Origin of the sequence: Pedobacter antarcticus (assembly GCF_900112985.1) — a bacterium.
Taxonomy (GTDB): domain Bacteria; phylum Bacteroidota; class Bacteroidia; order Sphingobacteriales; family Sphingobacteriaceae; genus Pedobacter; species Pedobacter antarcticus.
In genome coordinates, this window is record NZ_FONS01000017.1 from 1 (window position 1) to 19,299 (window position 19,299).

General features: G+C 39.4%; 17 protein-coding genes. 3 read left to right on the forward strand and 14 right to left on the reverse strand.

Going from position 1 to position 19,299, the window contains the following annotated elements; translation table 11 throughout:
- From BM192_RS19850 to BM192_RS19870, 5 genes are all read right to left on the reverse strand, one after another.
- The coding region (locus BM192_RS19850) for a helix-turn-helix domain-containing protein (RefSeq protein WP_139218414.1) at nt 1-313 on the reverse strand (313 nt) is incomplete at its 3' end.
- Nucleotides 314-497: 184 nt separating this feature from the next.
- Nucleotides 498-692, reverse strand: coding sequence for a 30S ribosomal protein S21 (gene rpsU, locus BM192_RS19855; RefSeq protein WP_008243148.1), 195 nt, complete (start codon nt 690-692; stop codon nt 498-500).
- A 216-nt stretch (nt 693-908) separates the two neighbouring features.
- Nucleotides 909-2,081: an acyl-CoA dehydrogenase family protein gene (locus BM192_RS19860; protein WP_037443277.1), complete on the reverse strand. Its 1,173-nt coding sequence runs from the start codon at nt 2,079-2,081 to the stop codon at nt 909-911.
- 160 nt (nt 2,082-2,241) lie between these two features.
- A complete protein-coding gene (locus BM192_RS19865) occupies nt 2,242-2,769 on the reverse strand; it encodes an adenine phosphoribosyltransferase (RefSeq protein WP_037443279.1) in 528 nt (175 codons plus the stop codon).
- On the reverse strand, nt 2,762-3,661 hold the full coding sequence (locus tag BM192_RS19870) for a ComEA family DNA-binding protein (protein WP_037443281.1): 900 nt from the start codon (nt 3,659-3,661) through the stop codon (nt 2,762-2,764). The genes BM192_RS19865 and BM192_RS19870 overlap by 8 nt, the downstream gene beginning before the upstream one ends.
- A gap of 78 nt (nt 3,662-3,739) precedes the next feature.
- Here BM192_RS19870 and BM192_RS19875 point away from each other — a divergent pair, with 78 nt between their 5' ends.
- Nucleotides 3,740-5,491 (forward strand): lysophospholipid acyltransferase family protein, encoded by a 1,752-nt coding sequence (locus BM192_RS19875; protein ID WP_037443283.1) that lies wholly within the window; start codon nt 3,740-3,742, stop codon nt 5,489-5,491.
- Nucleotides 5,492-5,551: 60 nt separating this feature from the next.
- Here the strand turns inward: BM192_RS19875 and BM192_RS19880 are convergent, their stop codons facing one another.
- The 9 genes from BM192_RS19880 to rpsT form a co-directional block, all read right to left on the reverse strand.
- Nucleotides 5,552-7,000, reverse strand: coding sequence for a hypothetical protein (locus BM192_RS19880; protein ID WP_074589169.1), 1,449 nt, complete (start codon nt 6,998-7,000; stop codon nt 5,552-5,554).
- Between the two features lie 143 nt (nt 7,001-7,143).
- The gene (locus tag BM192_RS19885; protein WP_051759855.1) at nt 7,144-9,933 is read right to left on the reverse strand and encodes a TonB-dependent receptor; all 2,790 of its coding nucleotides are present in this window, start codon (nt 9,931-9,933) and stop codon (nt 7,144-7,146) included.
- A 114-nt stretch (nt 9,934-10,047) separates the two neighbouring features.
- Nucleotides 10,048-10,575, reverse strand: coding sequence for an Mpo1 family 2-hydroxy fatty acid dioxygenase (locus BM192_RS19890; RefSeq protein WP_037440502.1), 528 nt, complete (start codon nt 10,573-10,575; stop codon nt 10,048-10,050).
- An 80-nt stretch (nt 10,576-10,655) separates the two neighbouring features.
- Nucleotides 10,656-12,218 carry a ribonuclease Y gene (gene rny / locus BM192_RS19895; protein ID WP_074589165.1) on the reverse strand — a complete coding sequence of 521 codons (1,563 nt, stop codon included), beginning with the start codon at nt 12,216-12,218 and terminating at the stop codon, nt 10,656-10,658.
- A 251-nt stretch (nt 12,219-12,469) separates the two neighbouring features.
- Nucleotides 12,470-12,760 (reverse strand): cell division protein ZapA, encoded by a 291-nt coding sequence (locus tag BM192_RS19900; RefSeq protein WP_037440512.1) that lies wholly within the window; start codon nt 12,758-12,760, stop codon nt 12,470-12,472.
- A 32-nt stretch (nt 12,761-12,792) separates the two neighbouring features.
- Nucleotides 12,793-13,083 carry a hypothetical protein gene (locus tag BM192_RS19905; protein ID WP_037440500.1) on the reverse strand — a complete coding sequence of 97 codons (291 nt, stop codon included), beginning with the start codon at nt 13,081-13,083 and terminating at the stop codon, nt 12,793-12,795.
- A 51-nt stretch (nt 13,084-13,134) separates the two neighbouring features.
- Complete coding sequence (gene pheT, locus BM192_RS19910) at nt 13,135-15,534, reverse strand: phenylalanine--tRNA ligase subunit beta (protein ID WP_074589163.1); 2,400 nt, start codon at nt 15,532-15,534, stop codon at nt 13,135-13,137.
- An 81-nt stretch (nt 15,535-15,615) separates the two neighbouring features.
- Nucleotides 15,616-16,314, reverse strand: a complete 699-nt coding sequence (radC, locus tag BM192_RS19915) for a RadC family protein (RefSeq protein WP_037440498.1) — start codon at nt 16,312-16,314, stop codon at nt 15,616-15,618.
- A 61-nt stretch (nt 16,315-16,375) separates the two neighbouring features.
- Nucleotides 16,376-16,630: a 30S ribosomal protein S20 gene (gene rpsT / locus BM192_RS19920; protein WP_037440496.1), complete on the reverse strand. Its 255-nt coding sequence runs from the start codon at nt 16,628-16,630 to the stop codon at nt 16,376-16,378.
- Between the two features lie 406 nt (nt 16,631-17,036).
- Between rpsT and purN the strand changes: the two genes are divergently transcribed.
- Nucleotides 17,037-17,615: a phosphoribosylglycinamide formyltransferase gene (gene purN / locus BM192_RS19925; protein WP_037440494.1), complete on the forward strand. Its 579-nt coding sequence runs from the start codon at nt 17,037-17,039 to the stop codon at nt 17,613-17,615.
- 73 nt (nt 17,616-17,688) lie between these two features.
- Nucleotides 17,689-19,215, forward strand: a complete 1,527-nt coding sequence (gene purH, locus BM192_RS19930) for a bifunctional phosphoribosylaminoimidazolecarboxamide formyltransferase/IMP cyclohydrolase (protein WP_037440492.1) — start codon at nt 17,689-17,691, stop codon at nt 19,213-19,215.
- Nucleotides 19,216-19,299: the final 84 nt, after the last annotated feature.

Genomic DNA, 19,299 nt, shown 5'->3' on the forward strand with positions numbered 1-19,299 from the left:
TCCAATTTCGTATGGTACTCCTTGAGCTGATATTGTATACGATAACGGCTTCCTTTATACTCATCCCCCCATGGATAGCTCGAACAATCGATCGTTTTTCTGCAGTACTGTGAAGCTTGCGTTTATGCAAAATTGAACTGTACTTGTCCAACCACATCCCAAGGGTTTCTCCGGTCATTTTATAAGTCTTTATCAGATCCCTCCGGGGCGTCCCTTCTTCGGCCAGCTTAACAACATGAGCGATCAATCGCTTGTCAAACTTCTGATTTTTACTCGTTCTTTCTGAGTAGAACAACTCTTCTTCTCTTTCCATACACTGTTTTATAGTGTATAGCTTTTTCAGGAATGGACAGTCACCAAATTTGCCCCCGTGAAAGTGGCCACACAGGCTAACCTAACGACCTGAGCAGGACACAGACCGGATTTGAAAAATTTCGAACAAAAAAAAGAGGACATCTTTGCAGATACCCTCTCTTGAAATATATATAGGATCAGAACTAGATAGTTCCTTCTAATTGCATATTTTGTTTGTAAATCGCATGTTTTACTAGTGTACGACGAGCTACAGATTTTTTTTCGTATGCCTGACGACTACGAAGTTCTCTTAATACTCCGGTTTTTTCGAATTTCTTCTTGAAACGTTTCAGCGCTTTATCTAATGATTCGCCGTCTTTAATGTTGATTATGATCATAACGTAAAATACCTCCTCTCGTTGTTTTTGGGATGGCAAAGATAGAATAATTATTACGATTATCCGAACGTTGCGTCTTTTATTTAAATAAAAATCTGTTTTTTAGGTTGTTGACGGACAAAACCTCATACATTCTTTTTAGGATAGACGCGAAAAAGCCGGTACAAATTTGCACCGGCGGATTGATATATTTGGTTAGAATATGGCAATTAATTATTATCCCTTCATAATCTCACGGGCAATGACTATTTTCTGGATTTCGGAAGTTCCCTCCCCTATAGTGCATAATTTACTGTCTCTGTAGAATTTCTCCACCGGGAAGTCTTTAGTGTAACCATAACCACCGAATATCTGCACAGCTTCTGTCGCTGAACGTACCGCAACTTCTGAAGCAAAATATTTGGCCATCGCGGATTCTTTTGTCATTTTGAGACCTTTATTCTTCAGGTCCGCGGCCTGCCGGATTAAGAGCTCCGCAGCCTCAATCTCCGTCGCCATGTCAGCCAGTTTAAAACTAATTGCCTGGAAACTGGAAATTGGCTGTCCGAACTGATGACGTTCCTGTGCATAAGCCAAAGCGGCCTCGTATGCTCCTTTTGCAATTCCAAGTGAAAGCGCCGCGATAGAAATCCGTCCGCCGTCCAGTACTTTCATCGCCTGCTTGAAACCTTCCCCTACTTGTCCCAGCAGATTTTCTGCCGGAACTCTGCAGTTATCAAAGATCATCTCAGTAGTCTCTGAAGCACGCATTCCTAATTTATTCTCTTTCTTTCCAGCGGCAAATCCTGGTGTACCGCGTTCAACAACGATAGCAGATATACCTTTTGAATCTCCTTTTTCTCCAGTTCTTACCATGACCACCGCAACATCTCCGGACTTGCCATGCGTAATCCAATTCTTTGCGCCATTTAAGATGTAATGATCACCATCAAGCGTTGCCGTAGTCATCATGCGAAGTGCATCTGATCCAGTATTGGCCTCAGTAAGCCCCCAGGCACCAATCCATTCTGCTGTGGCTAGTTTAGGCAACCATTTGGATTTTTGCTCTTCTGTTCCGAAGGCAAGAATATGCCCTGTACATAATGAATTGTGTGCAGCCAGCGAAAGGCCTATGGAACCGCAAACTTTAGACACTTCAACAATGACGTCAACATATTCCTGATAACCGAATCCTGATCCTCCGTAAGTTTCAGGAACGAGTACCCCCATCAAGCCAAGTTCACCTAATTTTTTAAACACTTCCAGAGGGAAATGCTGGGCCTCATCCCACTCCATTACATGGGGACGAATATGCTTTTCAGCAAAATCCCTGACCATATTTTTCACCATCTCCTGGTTTTCAGAAGAACTGAAATTGAACCCTGTATCTTGCGTTATTGTATCCTGCATAGTTGTATCTGATTGTGACAAGTATAATTAATAACGTACAGAACAGGCAATCGAATATTTGTTACGGAACAGAACGTTTTGGTATTTAGTTCATTTTAGGCGCGGACTACATTAAGCGGCCCAGATATCTGGAGATAAATATTTTAAATAAAAAATGATATTAATAGGAAGCTAATGAATAAACTGGCGCAGAAAAACCTTTCAGCCTTTCTCTTCCTTTCAAAAAGTCTAATGCTATAATAAAAGAATAACCTGCTATTTCACCGCCAAGTTTCTCAATAAGTTTAGACGCTGCGACAACAGTTCCTCCGGTTGCTAACAGATCGTCATGTATCAATACACGCTGTCCAGCAAAAATAGCATCCTCATGCAACTCAAGTGCGGCGCTTCCATACTCCAGATCATACTCCTGACGGACTGTCTTATAGGGAAGTTTACCCGATTTTCTCATCGGCACAAAAGGTATACCCATTAAATTAGCCAGCGACATCCCAAAAAGAAACCCCCTGCTTTCTATACCGGCAATCAAATCAATCTTCATTTCCTTAACCTGCTCCTGAAGGGCAGCAGTAATTTCACGACAGAGGCCAGCATCCTTAAGAATCGGCGTAATGTCTTTAAAAATAATACCAGGCTTAGGAAAATCTGTAACGTCGCGTACGGTCTGTTTAATTCGTAATTCAATCATATTCAAAAGAAATATATGGAGCGATCTTGTTTAGCGTAACTGCAGATAACACAATTACTTTGCTCAGACTGGCAAAATTAATATAATTTCCATGTTGTTTTCTGTACTCTGCCAAGACCTGTGCTTGTTTATATCCAATATAAGGATGTAACCTTAATTCTATGACAGAAACTTTATTAATAGCTATTTTTCTAATCAAACCTGTATCTATTGCGAGCTGCGGACTTAACTGGTTCAGCCGTAAGCTATCCATCCCAAAGACTTCCAGTAATTGTTCCAGCTGAACAAAACCACCAAGGCGCTCCCTGTACTTTAATATCCTGCCCGCAAATACAGGGCCGATACCTTTTACCTGTAATAACCCCAAACTATCTGCATCATTAAGGGAAATCACATTCAAATTTTCTTTTCTGTAAGGAAGCCCCGGCCGAGCAGGAAACTTAGGAAGCTCTTTTTCAGTTTCCCGGGATACAGCAATTTTAATATAAGGAAACAGGCGCTCATAAAGACCAGGACTAATTGTATACATCTTCTTCAGTTCTTCCTTCTCCCGGAATACGCCCCCCTTACTCCGATAGTTCAGAACGGACATAGCTTGCTTCTTACTTAAACCCAACCTCATCCATCCGGCTTCATCAAGCGTATTCGGATCAAAAACAAACAGACTTTTTTTTTCTGGTGAACCGGTTATTTTTACTTCTACCCGATCTTCCATTGATTTATAATACTCCACAAATAGTTTTTCATTTTCAGGACTCAACGGCGCTTCAGGCATGATCTTTTCATAGATATACGGTACGAACTGCAACAGCATCAGTATCAGTAGTAAAAGTAGGATTCCCTTCTTTTCCCTGGCATTGAAGCCAAAGTAGATTTTTAGCCATTTTCTCATGATTCCAATGTACTTCCGTTATTTAAGAATATAAATCTTATTTTTGGGGTCGATAGAATTGTACTTATAAAATCTGATATGAAGATCATTACGACCAAGGAGTTTGCCAAAGCAACCAAAATTGATAAACTCGGGGTTCCTGGACTGGCTGCTTTGCTGATGGAGGTCATGAAGTTAAACGATATCAACGAAGTCTTTTCACGCAACCAGCACTTCAACGGACTCGAATTTGTAGACAAAATTCTCGAGACAATTGGCGTTTCTATAGACTTTGATGAAGATGATCTGAAGCATATTCCTAAAACCGGGCCTTTTATTGCTATTGCCAACCATCCTTATGGCGGTGTAGAAGGGCTTGCATTAGTTAAGTTACTGTGTACAGTAAGGCCAGAGTCTAAAGTCATGGTGAATTTCATTCTGCAAAAAATCCCGAATCTGAATGAATTCTTTGTGGCAGTAAATCCATTTGAAAATGTACAGCATTCATCCAGTATAAGTGGCCTGAAAGCTACTTTCGATCTTTTGAAAAGTGGTACACCTATCGGTATTTTTCCGGCAGGGGAAGTTTCCACTTTTAACCTGGATAAACAAGAAATTACAGACCGTCTGTGGCATCCTGTTGTGGGTAAACTAATTGCCCGGGCTAAAGTACCCGTTGTACCTATATACTTCCATGGTAATAATGGTGTGCTCTTTAATATTCTCAGTTTTATCCATCCAACATTAAGAACAGCTAAACTTCCTTCTGAATTCCTGAATAAACAAGGACTGAAAATGAAGGTAAGAATTGGAAAGCCAATTCATATCGAGGACATATCTTATAGTAACAATACAAATAAATTGCTGGACTTTCTACGTGCACGCACCTATGCACTAGGTACTGCCATTGAACAGGAAAAGAAACTTTTCAATCCTATCAACCTTTTTAAGATTAAGAAAACTCCAGAGCCCGTAATTGAAGAAACAAGCCGGATAAGTATTACTGAAGAAATTAGTGGACTTGAAGCTTACCGCGTATGGTCAGAAAAAAACTATGAGGTATACATCTCTCCTACAGCCAATATTCCTAATGTATTAAGAGAAATCGGCCGCCTGCGGGAGATCACTTTCCGGGAAGTAGGTGAAGGGACCAATAAAAAAATAGACCTCGACAACTACGATATTTATTATCATCATTTATTCATCTGGGATAAAGATCTGCAGAATATTGTAGGTGCCTACCGTATTGGTAAGGGAGACGACATTCTAAATACAATGGGCAAGAGAGGCTTTTACCTCTCGGAACTGTTCAAAATCAAAGAACCTTTTTATCCAGTGCTACGACAAGGAATTGAACTTGGACGCTCCTGGATCAGAAAAGAATACCAGCAGAAGGCTTTACCGCTTTTCCTGCTCTGGAAAGGTATCTTAAAATACCTGCTTGATAACCCGCAATACCGTTATATGTTCGGCCCTGTTAGTATAAGCAATAACTTTTCGAGCTTCTCAAAATCATTGATCGTTGATTTCATCACGAAAAACCATTTTGATTATGAACTTGGACATTATGTAAAACCACGCAATAAATTCAAGGCAGATTTGTCCGCAATTGATAAAGGTTTGCTTATCGAAAGCAGCGAATCCCTTAAAGATCTCGATGTGTTGATTTCAGACATCGAAAATACGCATATAAAGATCCCTGTACTTTTACGTCAGTATATGAACCTGAACGCGAAAATCATTTGTTTCAATATCGATCCTAAGTTCTCTGATTGTCTTGATGGCTTTCTGGTTGTGGACATGCAGAACATTCCAGCTGAAATGCTGGAGAAGATTGGCAAAAACTTCTAATAACAAAAAAAGGTCTGCAAAAATGCAGACCTTTTTTTGTTATTATTATCCGTTCCGTTTCTATTTTACAACTCCCGGAGTAGTGTAAGGAAGCACCTGTGGATTAAAACTTGCCCATCCAGCTGTCCAGTCAGTAGTACCAAAAGCGCCTTTATAAGCCACCTTTTCAAAGAAATTATCAGTTAATTTAGCATTGCTAAAATCAGCTCCCGCTGCAGCTGCAGATCCAGCAACTACTGTAAAGTTCGGTACGCCTTGTTTACCTGAAGATGAAGAAACTAAATCGGCTGAGTACTTGTAAGGATCTGTGATTACGCTGGCAGCATATGCGTCCGGTGTAAATACATTTCTAGATAACAATGTAGGACTAATCAACGCCAAAGTAGTAGCATTAGATGCTTTAATTTGATTGCCTTTACCATTAGACCCTAATATTAGGTTATTTGCAAATACAGATTTACCACTCAAATAATTTGATGATGAATTCTGTGTTCCGCCAGCAGGTAAAGTATCGTCATAAAAAATACCTTCTGTGTAACCAGCAAAAACAGAGTTCATAATACTGATAGCTGAATTTCTGCGAATCTGTGCAGCATGCTGATAGTTTGCATTGATACTTCCGGCGCCTGCTTTGTCTACAGGACCTATAATAGTTACGTTAGAGAAAACTGAAGAAGTTTGCGGGCTGCTGTTATCGCCTGCACCCATATTATCTGATTCAAATCCGTTTGATCCGGATACATCTGCAGTAGAAGCCAAACGCTGTGCAAGCGCAAACTGAATTTTACCTGAATAGCCATTGTCAGTATCGAAATCGTCATCCCATGTTGCTACAGCTATTAAGTGTTTTGCATTTACTGAACCGCCAAACCATTCAAATGCATCATCTCCTGAACGGTAAACCTGTACGTAGTCTACAGTTGTACCAGAACCCACGCTACCGAAGGTAATACCATTGATTTCATTATCTGGACCTAATGGTATACCCGCAAATTCAACACGTACATATTTTAATGTACCGGAATTATCCGCGTCATCGGTTCCGCCATGCTTACCTTTATCTGTTGCATCTGAAATACCTTCGATAGGCACAGATGTACCCAGGTTATTTTTAGCTTTACCTAACAGGATTAAACCACCCCAGTCACCAGCACTTCTGGCTCCAGCAGCTATACTTGAGGTAAATACAATTGGTTTATCTACTGATCCGGCAGCCTCTATCTTAGCACCTCTGGTGATAATTAAAGCTCCTTTTGTTGATTTATCTCCTTTTATTATTGTACCTGGCTGAATAGTAAGTGTAACATTGTTAGTTACGAAAACATTTCCTTTTAACAAGTAGATTTTATCGGCAGACCAAGTCGTAGCCGATGTAATATCCCCTGTCACTTCCACTACTCCACTTCCTGGATTAACTGGATCTCCGCCTCCATCTGAATTCTCACTTTTGGAGCAGCTTGCGAAAAAGACAAGCAGGCTTAATGCAGATGCTAATAGTTGTTTTTTCATTCGATTATTTTGTTTTTATTGGTTTATGAAAATGGATGTCCCTTTATAGGTTATACAAATCTACCGTTGGAATTTATGTTCATTGTGAACCCTATTTTAAATTTCTATTAACTTTCTTATTGTTACTTAACCTGGATTTAACCTTAAAAGGTATAAGAAAAAGATACAGAAAGGTTTCTGCCGGCACGATAGCTACTCAAGGTGTCATCAGCAGGACCTCCATCATACTTCTTGTTTGCATTCTGATCATAGTATAAGGTATTGCGTTGATTCAGAATGTCGCCCGCATTTAATTTAACCTCTCCTTTGTTTTTCATCACTTTCATGCTTAACTGCAAATCAATGACATCTCTTGGAGCCTCCCATACGGCTGGATAAACAACGCCTGCAGCGATAGCCAGCCTTCTGCCTACCTTGTTGTACAGTGCATTGAAGTTCAATTTATCACCAAGGAAACTATGCTGCAGACCAGCATTAATTACATAAGGCGCTTGGCCTACCATGGGACGGTCTGTGTCTTTGAGATTCAAACCACTCCCACTTGGATTACTTACTTTAGACTTAACCAGGGAGACATTCGCATAAGCAGTAGTCGCTTTCAAAAAGTCATTCTCGGCGATAAAATCAAGAGATTTCCTTAATTCAAATTCGACACCAAATACAGTTGCTTTATCAGAGTTGAAATAAGTGATTGTTCTGGTTGAAGTTGCGTCGCTGTTTAACGTCTCTATTGCATTCTTGAATTTCTTGTAGAAAGCAGAGACTGACACAATCTGTCCTGCAGAAGGATATAATTCGAAACGAATGTCAGCATTGTCAATTGAGGTTCTTTTTAAATCTGGATTACCTTGTTGAAAAGCCAGCAATTCGTAATCATAATAAGAGGAAATGGACAGCTCGCGGAATTCAGGTCTGGCGAGTGTGCGGTAGTAAGAGGCGCGGAGATTTATCTTATCAGTAAGACTATAGGTGAAATTTGCCGAAGGTAATACATCTATGTAATTCTGTTTTACTTTAGAGAGCGATGCCTGCTTCGCCTGAAGATCGAGATTAAACTGCTCAACTCGGGCTCCCCAAACTAGCCTGGCTTTATCTCCTATTTTATTATCAAGCATTAGATAACCTGCATTGGTCAACGAGTTCCCAGTGTAAGAGTCCTGGAAATTAGGAATTTCATCAAGTTTATAAATATTTGCATCCAGTAAGTCTCTACCGAACAACTGATTTAACGGCCTTTCCCGGATATCGGTGTCATCATTTCTTAGCAATAAACCAAGAAACCTTACATCGAAGGTACGATCTCTGTATTGTGAAGTCAGACCAGCTTTAAATGTAGCCTTCTGACTAAACAGCTCAACCGGCAAACTGTAATTAACAGCTGCTGCATAGCTATTCTCATTCAACTTTGAGAATAAGCGCGTATTCTCCTTACCTAAAGTGGAGACGTTCGCCGAATAGCCTACATCAGGGTTATTTGCATCAGCGAATAAACGTGTATAACTTACCTTACGCTGGTCCGGCTGATCATTCAGAATATTACTATAACTTAAAGACCAGTTCAACTTCGCGTTCCGCTCACCAATCTGATGATTACCTTCCAGAGTCGACTTAAATAAAGATTTTTGCAATAAATCAAATGCATAGAATTTCACATCACTTTGTGTATTCTGGTTAGCCCCGGTTCTTGACAGAAACTGATCATCGTAAATCCGGTTGTATATATTTTTGAAAGTAATTTTGCTCTTTCCATAAGTATAAGCAAAGTTAGCGAGCGCACCGATATTCGTAGAGAATTTATAGACATCATCGCGATAGTTATAGTCGTAATAATCACGGATAACATCCTTATTGATAGTCTGGGAATTACGGTAAGTTAAAGAGAGGATCGCACCTAACCGTCCCGAATTTTTCAATTCTTTCACCCGACCCACTGTAAACTGATAGTTTTGGGTCGGCAAAGCAGATCTCGAATAAATATTCCAGTCGGTAGGTAAACTTCTCAAAGCCTTCACATTTTGTTCCGGAGTCAAGACATTAATAATTTGTGAGCTAGTTGGAAAATTAGCCGGCAATTGCTTTTTGCCATTGTCAAATCCGAAATAATCAGAAGCATTTCTTGTACCACTTCTGAAATTCTTAAAAGTTGAAGCACTGTTGTAACCCGCGCCTACGGAGAAGTTGAAAAAGTTTTGCTCCGGAATGTCTTTGGTTTGTATCTGAATTGCCCCCCCCGTGAAATCTGCAGGCAGATCTGGTGTAGCTGTTTTATTAATAATCAGGTTTTCAACTAGACTGGATGGAACAATATCAAATGAGAATGCTTTTCTGTTAGGTTCAGTACTTGGCAAAGTTCCGCCGTCCAGCATTGCTGAATTATAGCGGTCACTCAATCCACGGATCACAACAAATTTATTATCTTGTATAGTTGCGCCGCTCACACGTTTCAGAACATCGGAAGTGTTTTTATCCGGAGACCTTTTAATGAGTTCTGAACTTATACCATCAGAAATTACTGCACTATTTTTTTGTTGGGCATATAATGCGTTAATACTTTCTTTTTTGAAAGAACCTTTGATCACTACCTCACTAAGATTTTGGCTGCTTGCTTCCTCCAGTACGACATTCAGTACCGTGTTTCTGGCGGCATTGACCTCTACCTCCGATATTTCCTTACCGGTATAACCGATATACTGAAACACCAATGTGAGTTTTCCGCTGTTCAGTCCGGTCAACGCATATTTACCGTCAACATCTGTAGCAAGTCCTTTTGCTGTGCCTTTTATTTTAACGGTTACTCCTATTAATGTTTCTCCCGTTTTTTTATCACTTACGGTACCGGTAATCTTTCCATTCCCCTGTGCGAATAATGCTGCGTTAAAAAAAATGCAGAGAAGCGTCAGAATTATTTTTCTGAATTGTAGATGTAGTTTCAATTTTTGCCTGAATTAAAGTTTAGACAAAAGTATTACCACAGTATTACTAGCAGATCAACTGTACGTTACCATTCATTAAAGTATATGTTAATAAATTGTAAACCATCTTAATGACTAATAACTTAGCCCCGTTTTTTTACAGATGAAGTGTAGTAACCAAATCGGTCCTATTAACAAAAACTTTACATCCTGTAAAAATGAAGGTCTCCTACCTTCTATTTTATGGCCTATAAACTGCCCTACCCAGGAGAATAAAAAGATAACTGCACATACCAACCAGACTGCCGGCCCTCCGGCAGCCTCCCATTTTTCCAGTTGAACTATTCCAATGGCTAAAATAAAGACCAACAGAATCATCATATAGGATAACACGGGGGACAGACGATAATAATAGTATCCAGAGAAAGCAATCAGAAAAGATGCCCAGTTCACAAATCCATTATACCTCCCTAAAAATTCGAGGTGAGGAAAAGGGATAGACCAGACCAGACCAATTAGACTAAAGATAATCAGCGGCACACATACCCAATGAATAAGTTTATTAGATGGATGCTGATGACTTACCGCATATTCATCGAAAAGAACATCTACTTGTCTACGCTGTCTTGTGCTGGTTTTAATACGCTGTTCTTTCTTCATCATGCAAAAATAAAAAAAGCGACAGGATAACCTATCGCTTTATAATTTATATATACCTGTAAATACAAGCAGATTCTGTATTCTTATTTCGCAAATGCAACAGATCTGGTCTCCCGGATTACTGTTACTTTAATCTGACCTGGATAAGTCATTTCAGTCTGAATACGGTTTGAAATATCTGCGGCGAGTAATTCTGCCTGCTGATCTGTGACCCGCTCACTTTCAACTACTACACGCAGTTCTCTTCCTGCCTGTATAGCAAAAGTTTTTTCTACACCAGGATAAGAAAGGGCAAGTTCCTCCAATTCTTTTAATCGCTTAATATAACTTTCAACGACTTCCCTTCTCGCGCCGGGACGTGCACCTGAAATAGCGTCACATGCCTGAATAATCGGTGAAATCATAGAGGTCATTTCAATTTCATCATGGTGGGCACCGATTGCATTACAGATTTCAGGATGTTCTTTATATTTCTCAGCAAGCTGCATACCTAAAATTGCGTGAGGCAATTCTGGATTATCATCAGGCACTTTTCCTATATCGTGCAGTAATCCTGCACGTTTCGCCATTTTCGCATTTAGCCCTAACTCAGCAGCCATGGTAGCACAGAAATTGGCCACCTCACGTGAGTGATGCAGCAGATTTTGTCCATAAGATGAACGGTAACGCATACGTCCAACCATCCTGATAAGCTCAGGATGTAATCCGTGGATACCTAAATCAATAACAGTCCGTTCTCCGATTTCAACGATCTCATCTTCTATCTGCTTTTTAGTCTTTGCAACGACTTCCTCAATACGCGCTGGATGTATACGACCATCTGTAACCAGACGATGTAAAGCCAAACGGGCAATCTCTCTTCTTACCGGATCAAATCCCGAAAGGATAATTGCTTCGGGTGTATCATCTACAATAATTTCAATTCCTGTAGCAGCTTCCAGCGCACGGATATTTCTTCCCTCACGCCCAATAACACGCCCCTTAATCTCGTCGCTTTCAATGTGAAATATAGAAACCGTGTTTTCTATAGCCGCTTCAACAGCGGTACGTTGTATAGTTTGGATTACAACCTTCTTAGCTTCTTTAGTCGCAGTTAATTTGGCTTCATCTACGATATCCTTTACCTGAATCATCGCTTGAGTGCGCGCCTCCTGTTTCATGTTCTCCACCAATTGGTTTTTCGCTTCTTCTGCACTTAATCCGGCAATAGTTTCCAGTTGCTTGACGTGTTGATTTTTGAGGATCTCAACCTCTTCCTGCTTTTTAACTGCAAGATCAGTTTGTTTCTCCAGATTCTTTTTGTGATTGTCAAGCTCCTGTTCCTTACGGTTCATGTTTTCCAATCTCTGGTTTACAGACTGTTCTTTCTGTTTAATGGCATTTTCACGTTGATTAACCTGATTATTTTTGGTATTTACTTCCTGCTCATGCTCGGCTTTAAGCTGTAAAAATTTCTCCTTTGCTTCCAGTAATCTATCCTTCTTAAGAATTTCAGCATTACTCTCTGCTTCCTTCAAGATCTTCTTAACTTTCGTTTGTGCTGCAATCTCTTGAGACTTCAACAAATTACGAAGCAGATATCTGCCTATTAAAACACCAACCACCAGACCGGTGAGTACATATCCTATTATTCCTACTATTTCCATTTTAATTTATATATAAAAAACCTGCATGAACATTCAGCATCCTTTGAATATGGTGCTCATGCAAGCGTGGTTATTCTTAATTTTTTATCTCAAAAAAAAACCGGATCCAGTTTTAAGTTTCGTTACAGCCTCTGAATATAAAACACTTTATTTGCTGAATTGAGCTTTAAAGTATAAAATCTTCTTAATCGCGAAAATGAAACTTAAAACTTAACCACGGTTAAATTTAATTGCTATGAATATATGAATGTCTATTTAGTAAAAAAGTCATTCAGTAAACTATCTAATTCCTCGACCTTTTCAGCTACTGCAGAATCCTGGTCCTGAACTTTATTCTCTACCCTAAGTACTGCTGTTGCATAATGTAGAACTGCCATAGAAAGTAAATCCTGCTTATCTCTAACGGCATAATTCTCCTGATAATCTTTTATGCGTTCGTTAATAATTTTGGCTGCTCTCCGGACAATTTCTTCCTCTTCCATATTTACCTTTAGCGGGTAAATGCGGTCAGAAATAGTTATTTTAATCGAGATTTCTCCCATTTTTAGCTTTGTTTCAATTTCGTGTATCCTATTTATTTTTTCAGTAAGACTACACATTTATCGATTTCACGCACAAAATCGTTAATTTTTTGCTTTATATCAAGCGTCTTCTCACTGGTTCCCTCTATACTCTTGGCAAGCTTAAGCACCCTCATTTTCTCATCAAGATCAGAGATTTTAACCTTCGAAGAATTTAATGCAGCCTTAACAGCATCATTCTCTTGCTTCAATAGGTCATTCTCCTCCTGTAAAGCATGGCAAAGCTCTATCAGCTGGGCTGTTTTCTGTAATACGGAATTTAGTTTATCGGCAACCGAAGACATTAGATATAATTAGTGTGAGCTTTAAATTTATGCTAAAAGTAGCAAATATATTTACTTTCTGATCTCTGCTTTTGCTGATTGTTCCAAATTAGCAATAATCTTCTGCATAACTGAATCAATCTGTTTATCAGTTAACGTCTGCTGATCATCCTGCAAAGTGAAGTTCAGTGCGTATGATTTTTTTCCTTCCGGTAATTTATCACCCACGTAGACATCGAATACCTGCACCTGTTTCAACAGTTTCTTTTCCGTTTTAAAGGCTACGGCTTTTAATTGTTCAAATGTGACACTAGCATCTACCAACATAGAAAGATCTCTTCTCACTACCGGGAATTTGGGGATTTCTTTAAAGATCACCTTATTTTTCCTGACGATATCAAGCAAAAGAGACCAATCAAAATCGGCATAATATACTTCCTTGTCTACATCAGCCAGTTTTTTATCAGCAGCCGTCACAGCACCGAAAGTAACAATAGTCTGTTGTCCTCTAAAATATCTCAACCCGAATGCATAATGTGCATCACTGATTTCTTCAATTTGATAATTTGCGATCCCTAACCGGCCGATCACGGCCTCGACGGCGGATTTCAGATGATAGAAGGATAGGCCTTCATTTTTAGTGCTCCAGTTTTCTTCTCCCATTGCACCGGACATCACCAATAAAAGCCTTGGTCTTTCCACATAAGCATCATTGATTAAATGATATGTCTTGCCAAATTCATAGAATTTAACATCCGGGTTCCTCCGGTTCTGGTTATAAGCCACGCTCTCTAATGCGGGCGGTAAAAGGCGCTGGCGCATAACATTCAAATCCGAACTCAGCGGGTTTAGAATTTGTACAGCCTCCTCTTTTGGATCTGCATAAATACCCTTTGTTAGGGAATTACACCAGATTTCAAGGAAACCATTCGCCGTCAGTAAATCTGCAATCACATGCTGAGTTTGTTCCTTATCAGGCTTAGCTGTGAATGCCAGGGAAGCATTAATCTTAGTTGGAATTGCAATATTGTTATAACCATAGATCCTCAGCACTTCTTCAGTTACATCACATTCACGGGTTACATCTACTTTGTATGCAGGAATCTCGAGAGAAAGTCCCTCCTCATTTTCCTCTATAATTTTAATTCCCAGGGCAGAAATAATGGATTTGATTTCTTCGTCCGGTATAGCCGCTCCGATCAGTTTATTGATATTATGATAAGTTACTTCGACTTTGGCAGGATTAATAGGATCAGGATAAATATCAGAAATCTCGGAAGAAATATATCCACCACCCAATTCGCATATCAATAAAGCGGCTCTCTTTAACGCAAACACCGTCATTTCAGGATCAGTACCTCTTTCATATCTGAATGAAGCGTCAGTTTTTAGACCATGTCTTTTAGCAGTCTTACGAACAGATACTGCATTGAAATAAGCACTTTCAAGAAAAATATGAGTTGTTTTTTCAGATACACCAGAATTCTTTCCACCGTATACACCGGCAATAGTCAGGGGCCTCTCTGCGTCGCAGATCATCAGATCTTCCGCACCCAATTTGCGTTCAACACCATCCAATGTGATAAATGATGTTCCTTCAGCACATTTTTTTATACTTACCTGTTTCCCACTGATCTCGTCTGCATCAAATGCATGGAGAGGCTGGCCAAGTTCGTGTAAGATATAGTTTGTTATATCTACAATATTATTAATCGGACGAATGCCAATTACTTTCAGCTTATCCTGTAACCAGTCAGGTGAAGGCTGAACTCTAACGCCGCTAATCGTAACGCTGCTATATCTTGGACATGCAATAGTATCCTCTACATTAACGTTGATTTCCAATGATTTATCTGCAGCTTTAAATGCAGAAACATCTGGCATTTTCAAATTCTGTTTTAAATACGCAGCCAAATCTCTGGCTACACCGTAGTGAGATGCCGCGTCTGCACGGTTAGGTGTTAAACCTATTTCAAACTGAAAATCATCTTCCAATTTGAAAAATTCACTTGCCGGAGTTCCAGGAACTGCATCTTCTTCTAGCACCATAATACCAGCGTGGGAATCACCCAGCCCAATCTCATCTTCTGCGCAGATCATACCCTCCGATACTTCACCCCGGATTTTTGATTTATTAATTTTAAACGGCTCCCCTTCATTCGGATGAACGGTTGTACCTACAGTAGCTACAACAACTTTCTGTCCGGCTGCAACATTAGATGCACCACATACAATCTGAACAGCTTCAGCTGCACCTACATCTACCGTAGTAACACTCAATCTGTCTGCATTCGGGTGTTGTATGCGTGTCAGTACGTGTCCTATCACCAGACCTTCAAGCCCACCCCTTACCGGCTGAACTTTTTCCAGGCTTTCCACTTCAAGTCCTATATTGGTAAGTATCAATGAGAGTTCCTGTGGGGCGAGTTCCGTTGATAAGAATTGTTTAAGCCAATTGTATGATATCTTCATTTTTATATGCTGTCTAAAATGCAAAGATATAAAATAATGCTTTGCTGAAAATGAAATAGCCAGATAAACAAACTAGAACGCTCAGAAACATCCTTCATCTGCCAGACTATAATAATTGCCATTCACCAGAATTAAATGATCCAGCACCAGCAGGTCCAGTAACTTCCCGGCGTCTGCGAGTTTTCTAGTAATGAAAAGATCCTCTTTGCTTGGACGGAGATTTCCAGAGGGATGATTATGAGCAAGTATAATAAAAGTGCCCTGATTATCTATAGCCGTCTTGAAAATAATCTTGGGATCCGCAACAGTGCCTGCCCTCCCACCTTTACTGATCATATGTTTGCTTTTCACATAATTCGCCTGATTTAATAAGAGTATCCAGAACTCTTCATGATCTAAATCGGTGAATATAGGATGGAGATGCCTATAAGCATCATGCGAAGAATCTATTTTCTGCGGGCCGGCGGGAATAATCCCGGTACGTCTTCTACCTATTTCCAGTGCCGCTATGACGTGGAGTGCTTTGACTCTTCCTACTCCAGAGAAAGCAGTCAGATCCTTAACCGAGAGCTGACAAAGCCTGTCAAGATCATTTCCACAGGCAGAAAGAATCCGCTGGCTGAGCGAAACTGCATTTTCATTTCTATTCCCTGTACCGATCAGAATAGCCAGCAGTTCTGCATCAGAAAGATGTCTTCTGCCATAGAGTAACATTTTTTCCCGTGGTCTGTCTTCGGGAGCCCATGATTTAATGGTTATTTTGTCTTCTGCTTTAATCATAGACAAAAAAAAAACGGGACAAGCAATGCTTGTCCCGTTTCCTTATATCTTAAAGATATTACTATTTTAAGCGATTAACAAATTTAGTTAATTTAGATTTGTTGTTAGCTGCTTTGTTTTTATGAATTACATTTTTCTTTGCTAAACGATCTAACATAGAAATTACTTTAGGCAATAACTCCTGACCTGATTGTCTATCTACAGAAGCACGCAATCTTTTAATAAAAGTACGAGTAGTTTTTGCCTGGTACCTGTTGCGTAAGCGTTTAGTCGCGTTAGCTCTTATTCTTTTTAAAGATGATTTATGATTTGCCATTTTTTAGTATAATAATATTTTATATGTAAAGGGTGGTGACTACGCCTGAATCCCCATTATCCTTATTTTATTCTCTTTTTTTCGGACTGCAAATATAGAACTTAACTTTCTAAATGCAAAACGATATTATAAATAATTTTAATATTCAAATTGGAATACTGAATAAAATCGATTATTAAAGTTTCTGTTTTAGAGTCGGATACAAATATAAGGAAATAAATGCAATGGAGACTGGTCGTATACCATATTGCTATATCTGCTCTGGCGAAGCATTCTACACAGACCAGATAATATTTAGGATAAAAATCCCGGGAACAGCACCTAAAATGCTATTTTTGAAAAAATGTATTTACTCAGGCGTTGTTCGAGAAACTTCTCATCACCGTATCGAGACAAATTTATTCAGATGAAAAAACGCATAGCCATATTTGCCTCCGGATCCGGATCCAATGCCCAGAAAATTATGGAACTGTTCAAAAACAATTCTGATGCAGAAATTGCAATTGTGCTGACCAACAATCCAGATGCCTACGTTTTGCAGAGGGCAGACAATTTTGAAATACCTACGCACATTTTTGACAAAAGGGAATTCAGAGAAACCAGTACTATAGTAGACTTACTGCAGAACCTTGATATTGACCTGATCGTTCTGGCGGGATTTCTATGGTTGATACCAAAACAACTTATCGCTGCTTATCCAGGAAGAATAATCAACATACATCCCGCCCTTCTTCCAAAATTCGGCGGAAAAGGTATGTACGGAGATCATGTACACAAAGCAGTAATGGAAGCTGGAGAATCAGAAGGCGGGATCACCATACATTATGTAGATGAAAATTATGACGAAGGAGAGTTTATCTATCAGGCGAAATATAAAATTGACAAAAATGACAATCTGGAAATGATAAAATTTAAAGGTCAACAACTTGAACATCAACATTATCCCCGTATTGTGGAAAGTATTTTAAAAAAGATAAATAAATAACACTTTTTTTATGAATATGATCTGAGGATTATCGCTTAAAAAGCCTATTTTTGCGGCTCAAAATCAACACCCAATGAGTCAACAAATTAAGATCAAAAACGCTTTAATCTCAGTATATTACAAAGATGGTCTGGAACCACTTGTCCGCCTGCTAGCTTCACAGGGAGTACAATTATTTTCAACCGGTGGTACAGAACAGTTCATCAAAGACCTGAATCTGCCAGTTACAGCAGTTGAAGATCTGACCGGTTATCCCTCAATTTTGGGTGGCAGAGTCAAGACCTTACATCCTAAGGTATTTGGTGGCATTTTAAACCGAAGAAATCTGGATGCAGACAAGGCTCAGATCAATGAATTTGAAATCCCGGAAATTGACCTGGTAATTGTAGACCTTTATCCTTTTGAGGAAACACTTAAATCAGGTGGGACAACAGAGGAAATCATAGAAAAAATTGACATTGGTGGTATCTCCCTGATCAGGGCAGCTGCCAAAAACTTTAACGATGTTGTTATTCTGGCGTCGAAAGACGATTATTCAAAACTGCACGAGCAGCTGGAAAACCAAAATGGAGAAACAACTTTAGAGCAGCGCAAAAGTTATGCAAAAAAAGCGTTCCATACTTCCTCTCATTACGACACTGCGATCTTCAACTATTTCAATACTGAAGACCCGCTAACTGTTTTCAAACAAAGTTTAAACACAGCAAAAACTTTACGTTACGGAGAAAACCCACATCAGAAAGGTGTTTTCTATGGCGATCTGGATGCGATGTTTAGCAAACTTAACGGTAAAGAGCTATCCTATAATAACCTGGTAGATGTTGATGCAGCTGTTAGCCTAATTGACGAATTCCAGGAGCCTACTTTTGCGATCTTAAAACATACCAATGCATGCGGTGTAGCATCAAGACAAACTATAGCACAGGCATGGAATGACGCACTGGCATGTGACCCCGTATCTGCATTTGGCGGCGTACTGATTGCAAACCGGGAAATCGACCTGGAAACAGCAACAGAAATTAACAAATTATTTTTCGAAGTACTCATTGCACCATCTTACCAGCCGGAAGCTGTAGAGCTGTTTAAAGCTAAAAAAAACAGAGTAATTCTTCAGCGTAACCCTGTTGAGCTAAGTACGAAGCAATTTAAAACTTTATTGAACGGTGTAATTGAACAAGATAAAGACCTCATTATAGAAAACACAGATCAAATGGTTACTGTAACTGAAAAAACACCAACGCCAGCTGAGCTGTCCGATCTATTTTTCGCTAACAAAATCGTTAAACACACGAAATCAAACACTATTGTATTTGTTAAAGACAACACTTTACTTGCAAGTGGTGTAGGCCAAACTTCAAGAGTTGATGCATTGAAACAAGCTATTGTAAAAGCAGATGCTTTCGGGTTTAGCCTAATTGGTTCAGTTATGGCTTCGGATGCATTTTTCCCTTTCCCAGATTGTGTAGAAATTGCAGCAGGAGCAGGTATAACTGCTGTTTTACAGCCAGGAGGATCAATTAAAGATGCTGACTCTGTAAATATGGCAAATGAAAAACGTATTGCTATGGTAACCACTGGAATTAGACATTTCAAGCATTAATTTTTTCTCCTTGAATACAATAAAAAGATGTAGTTTTACATTATATAGTATACAGAATTTTTAATCTATAACTTATCACCTATA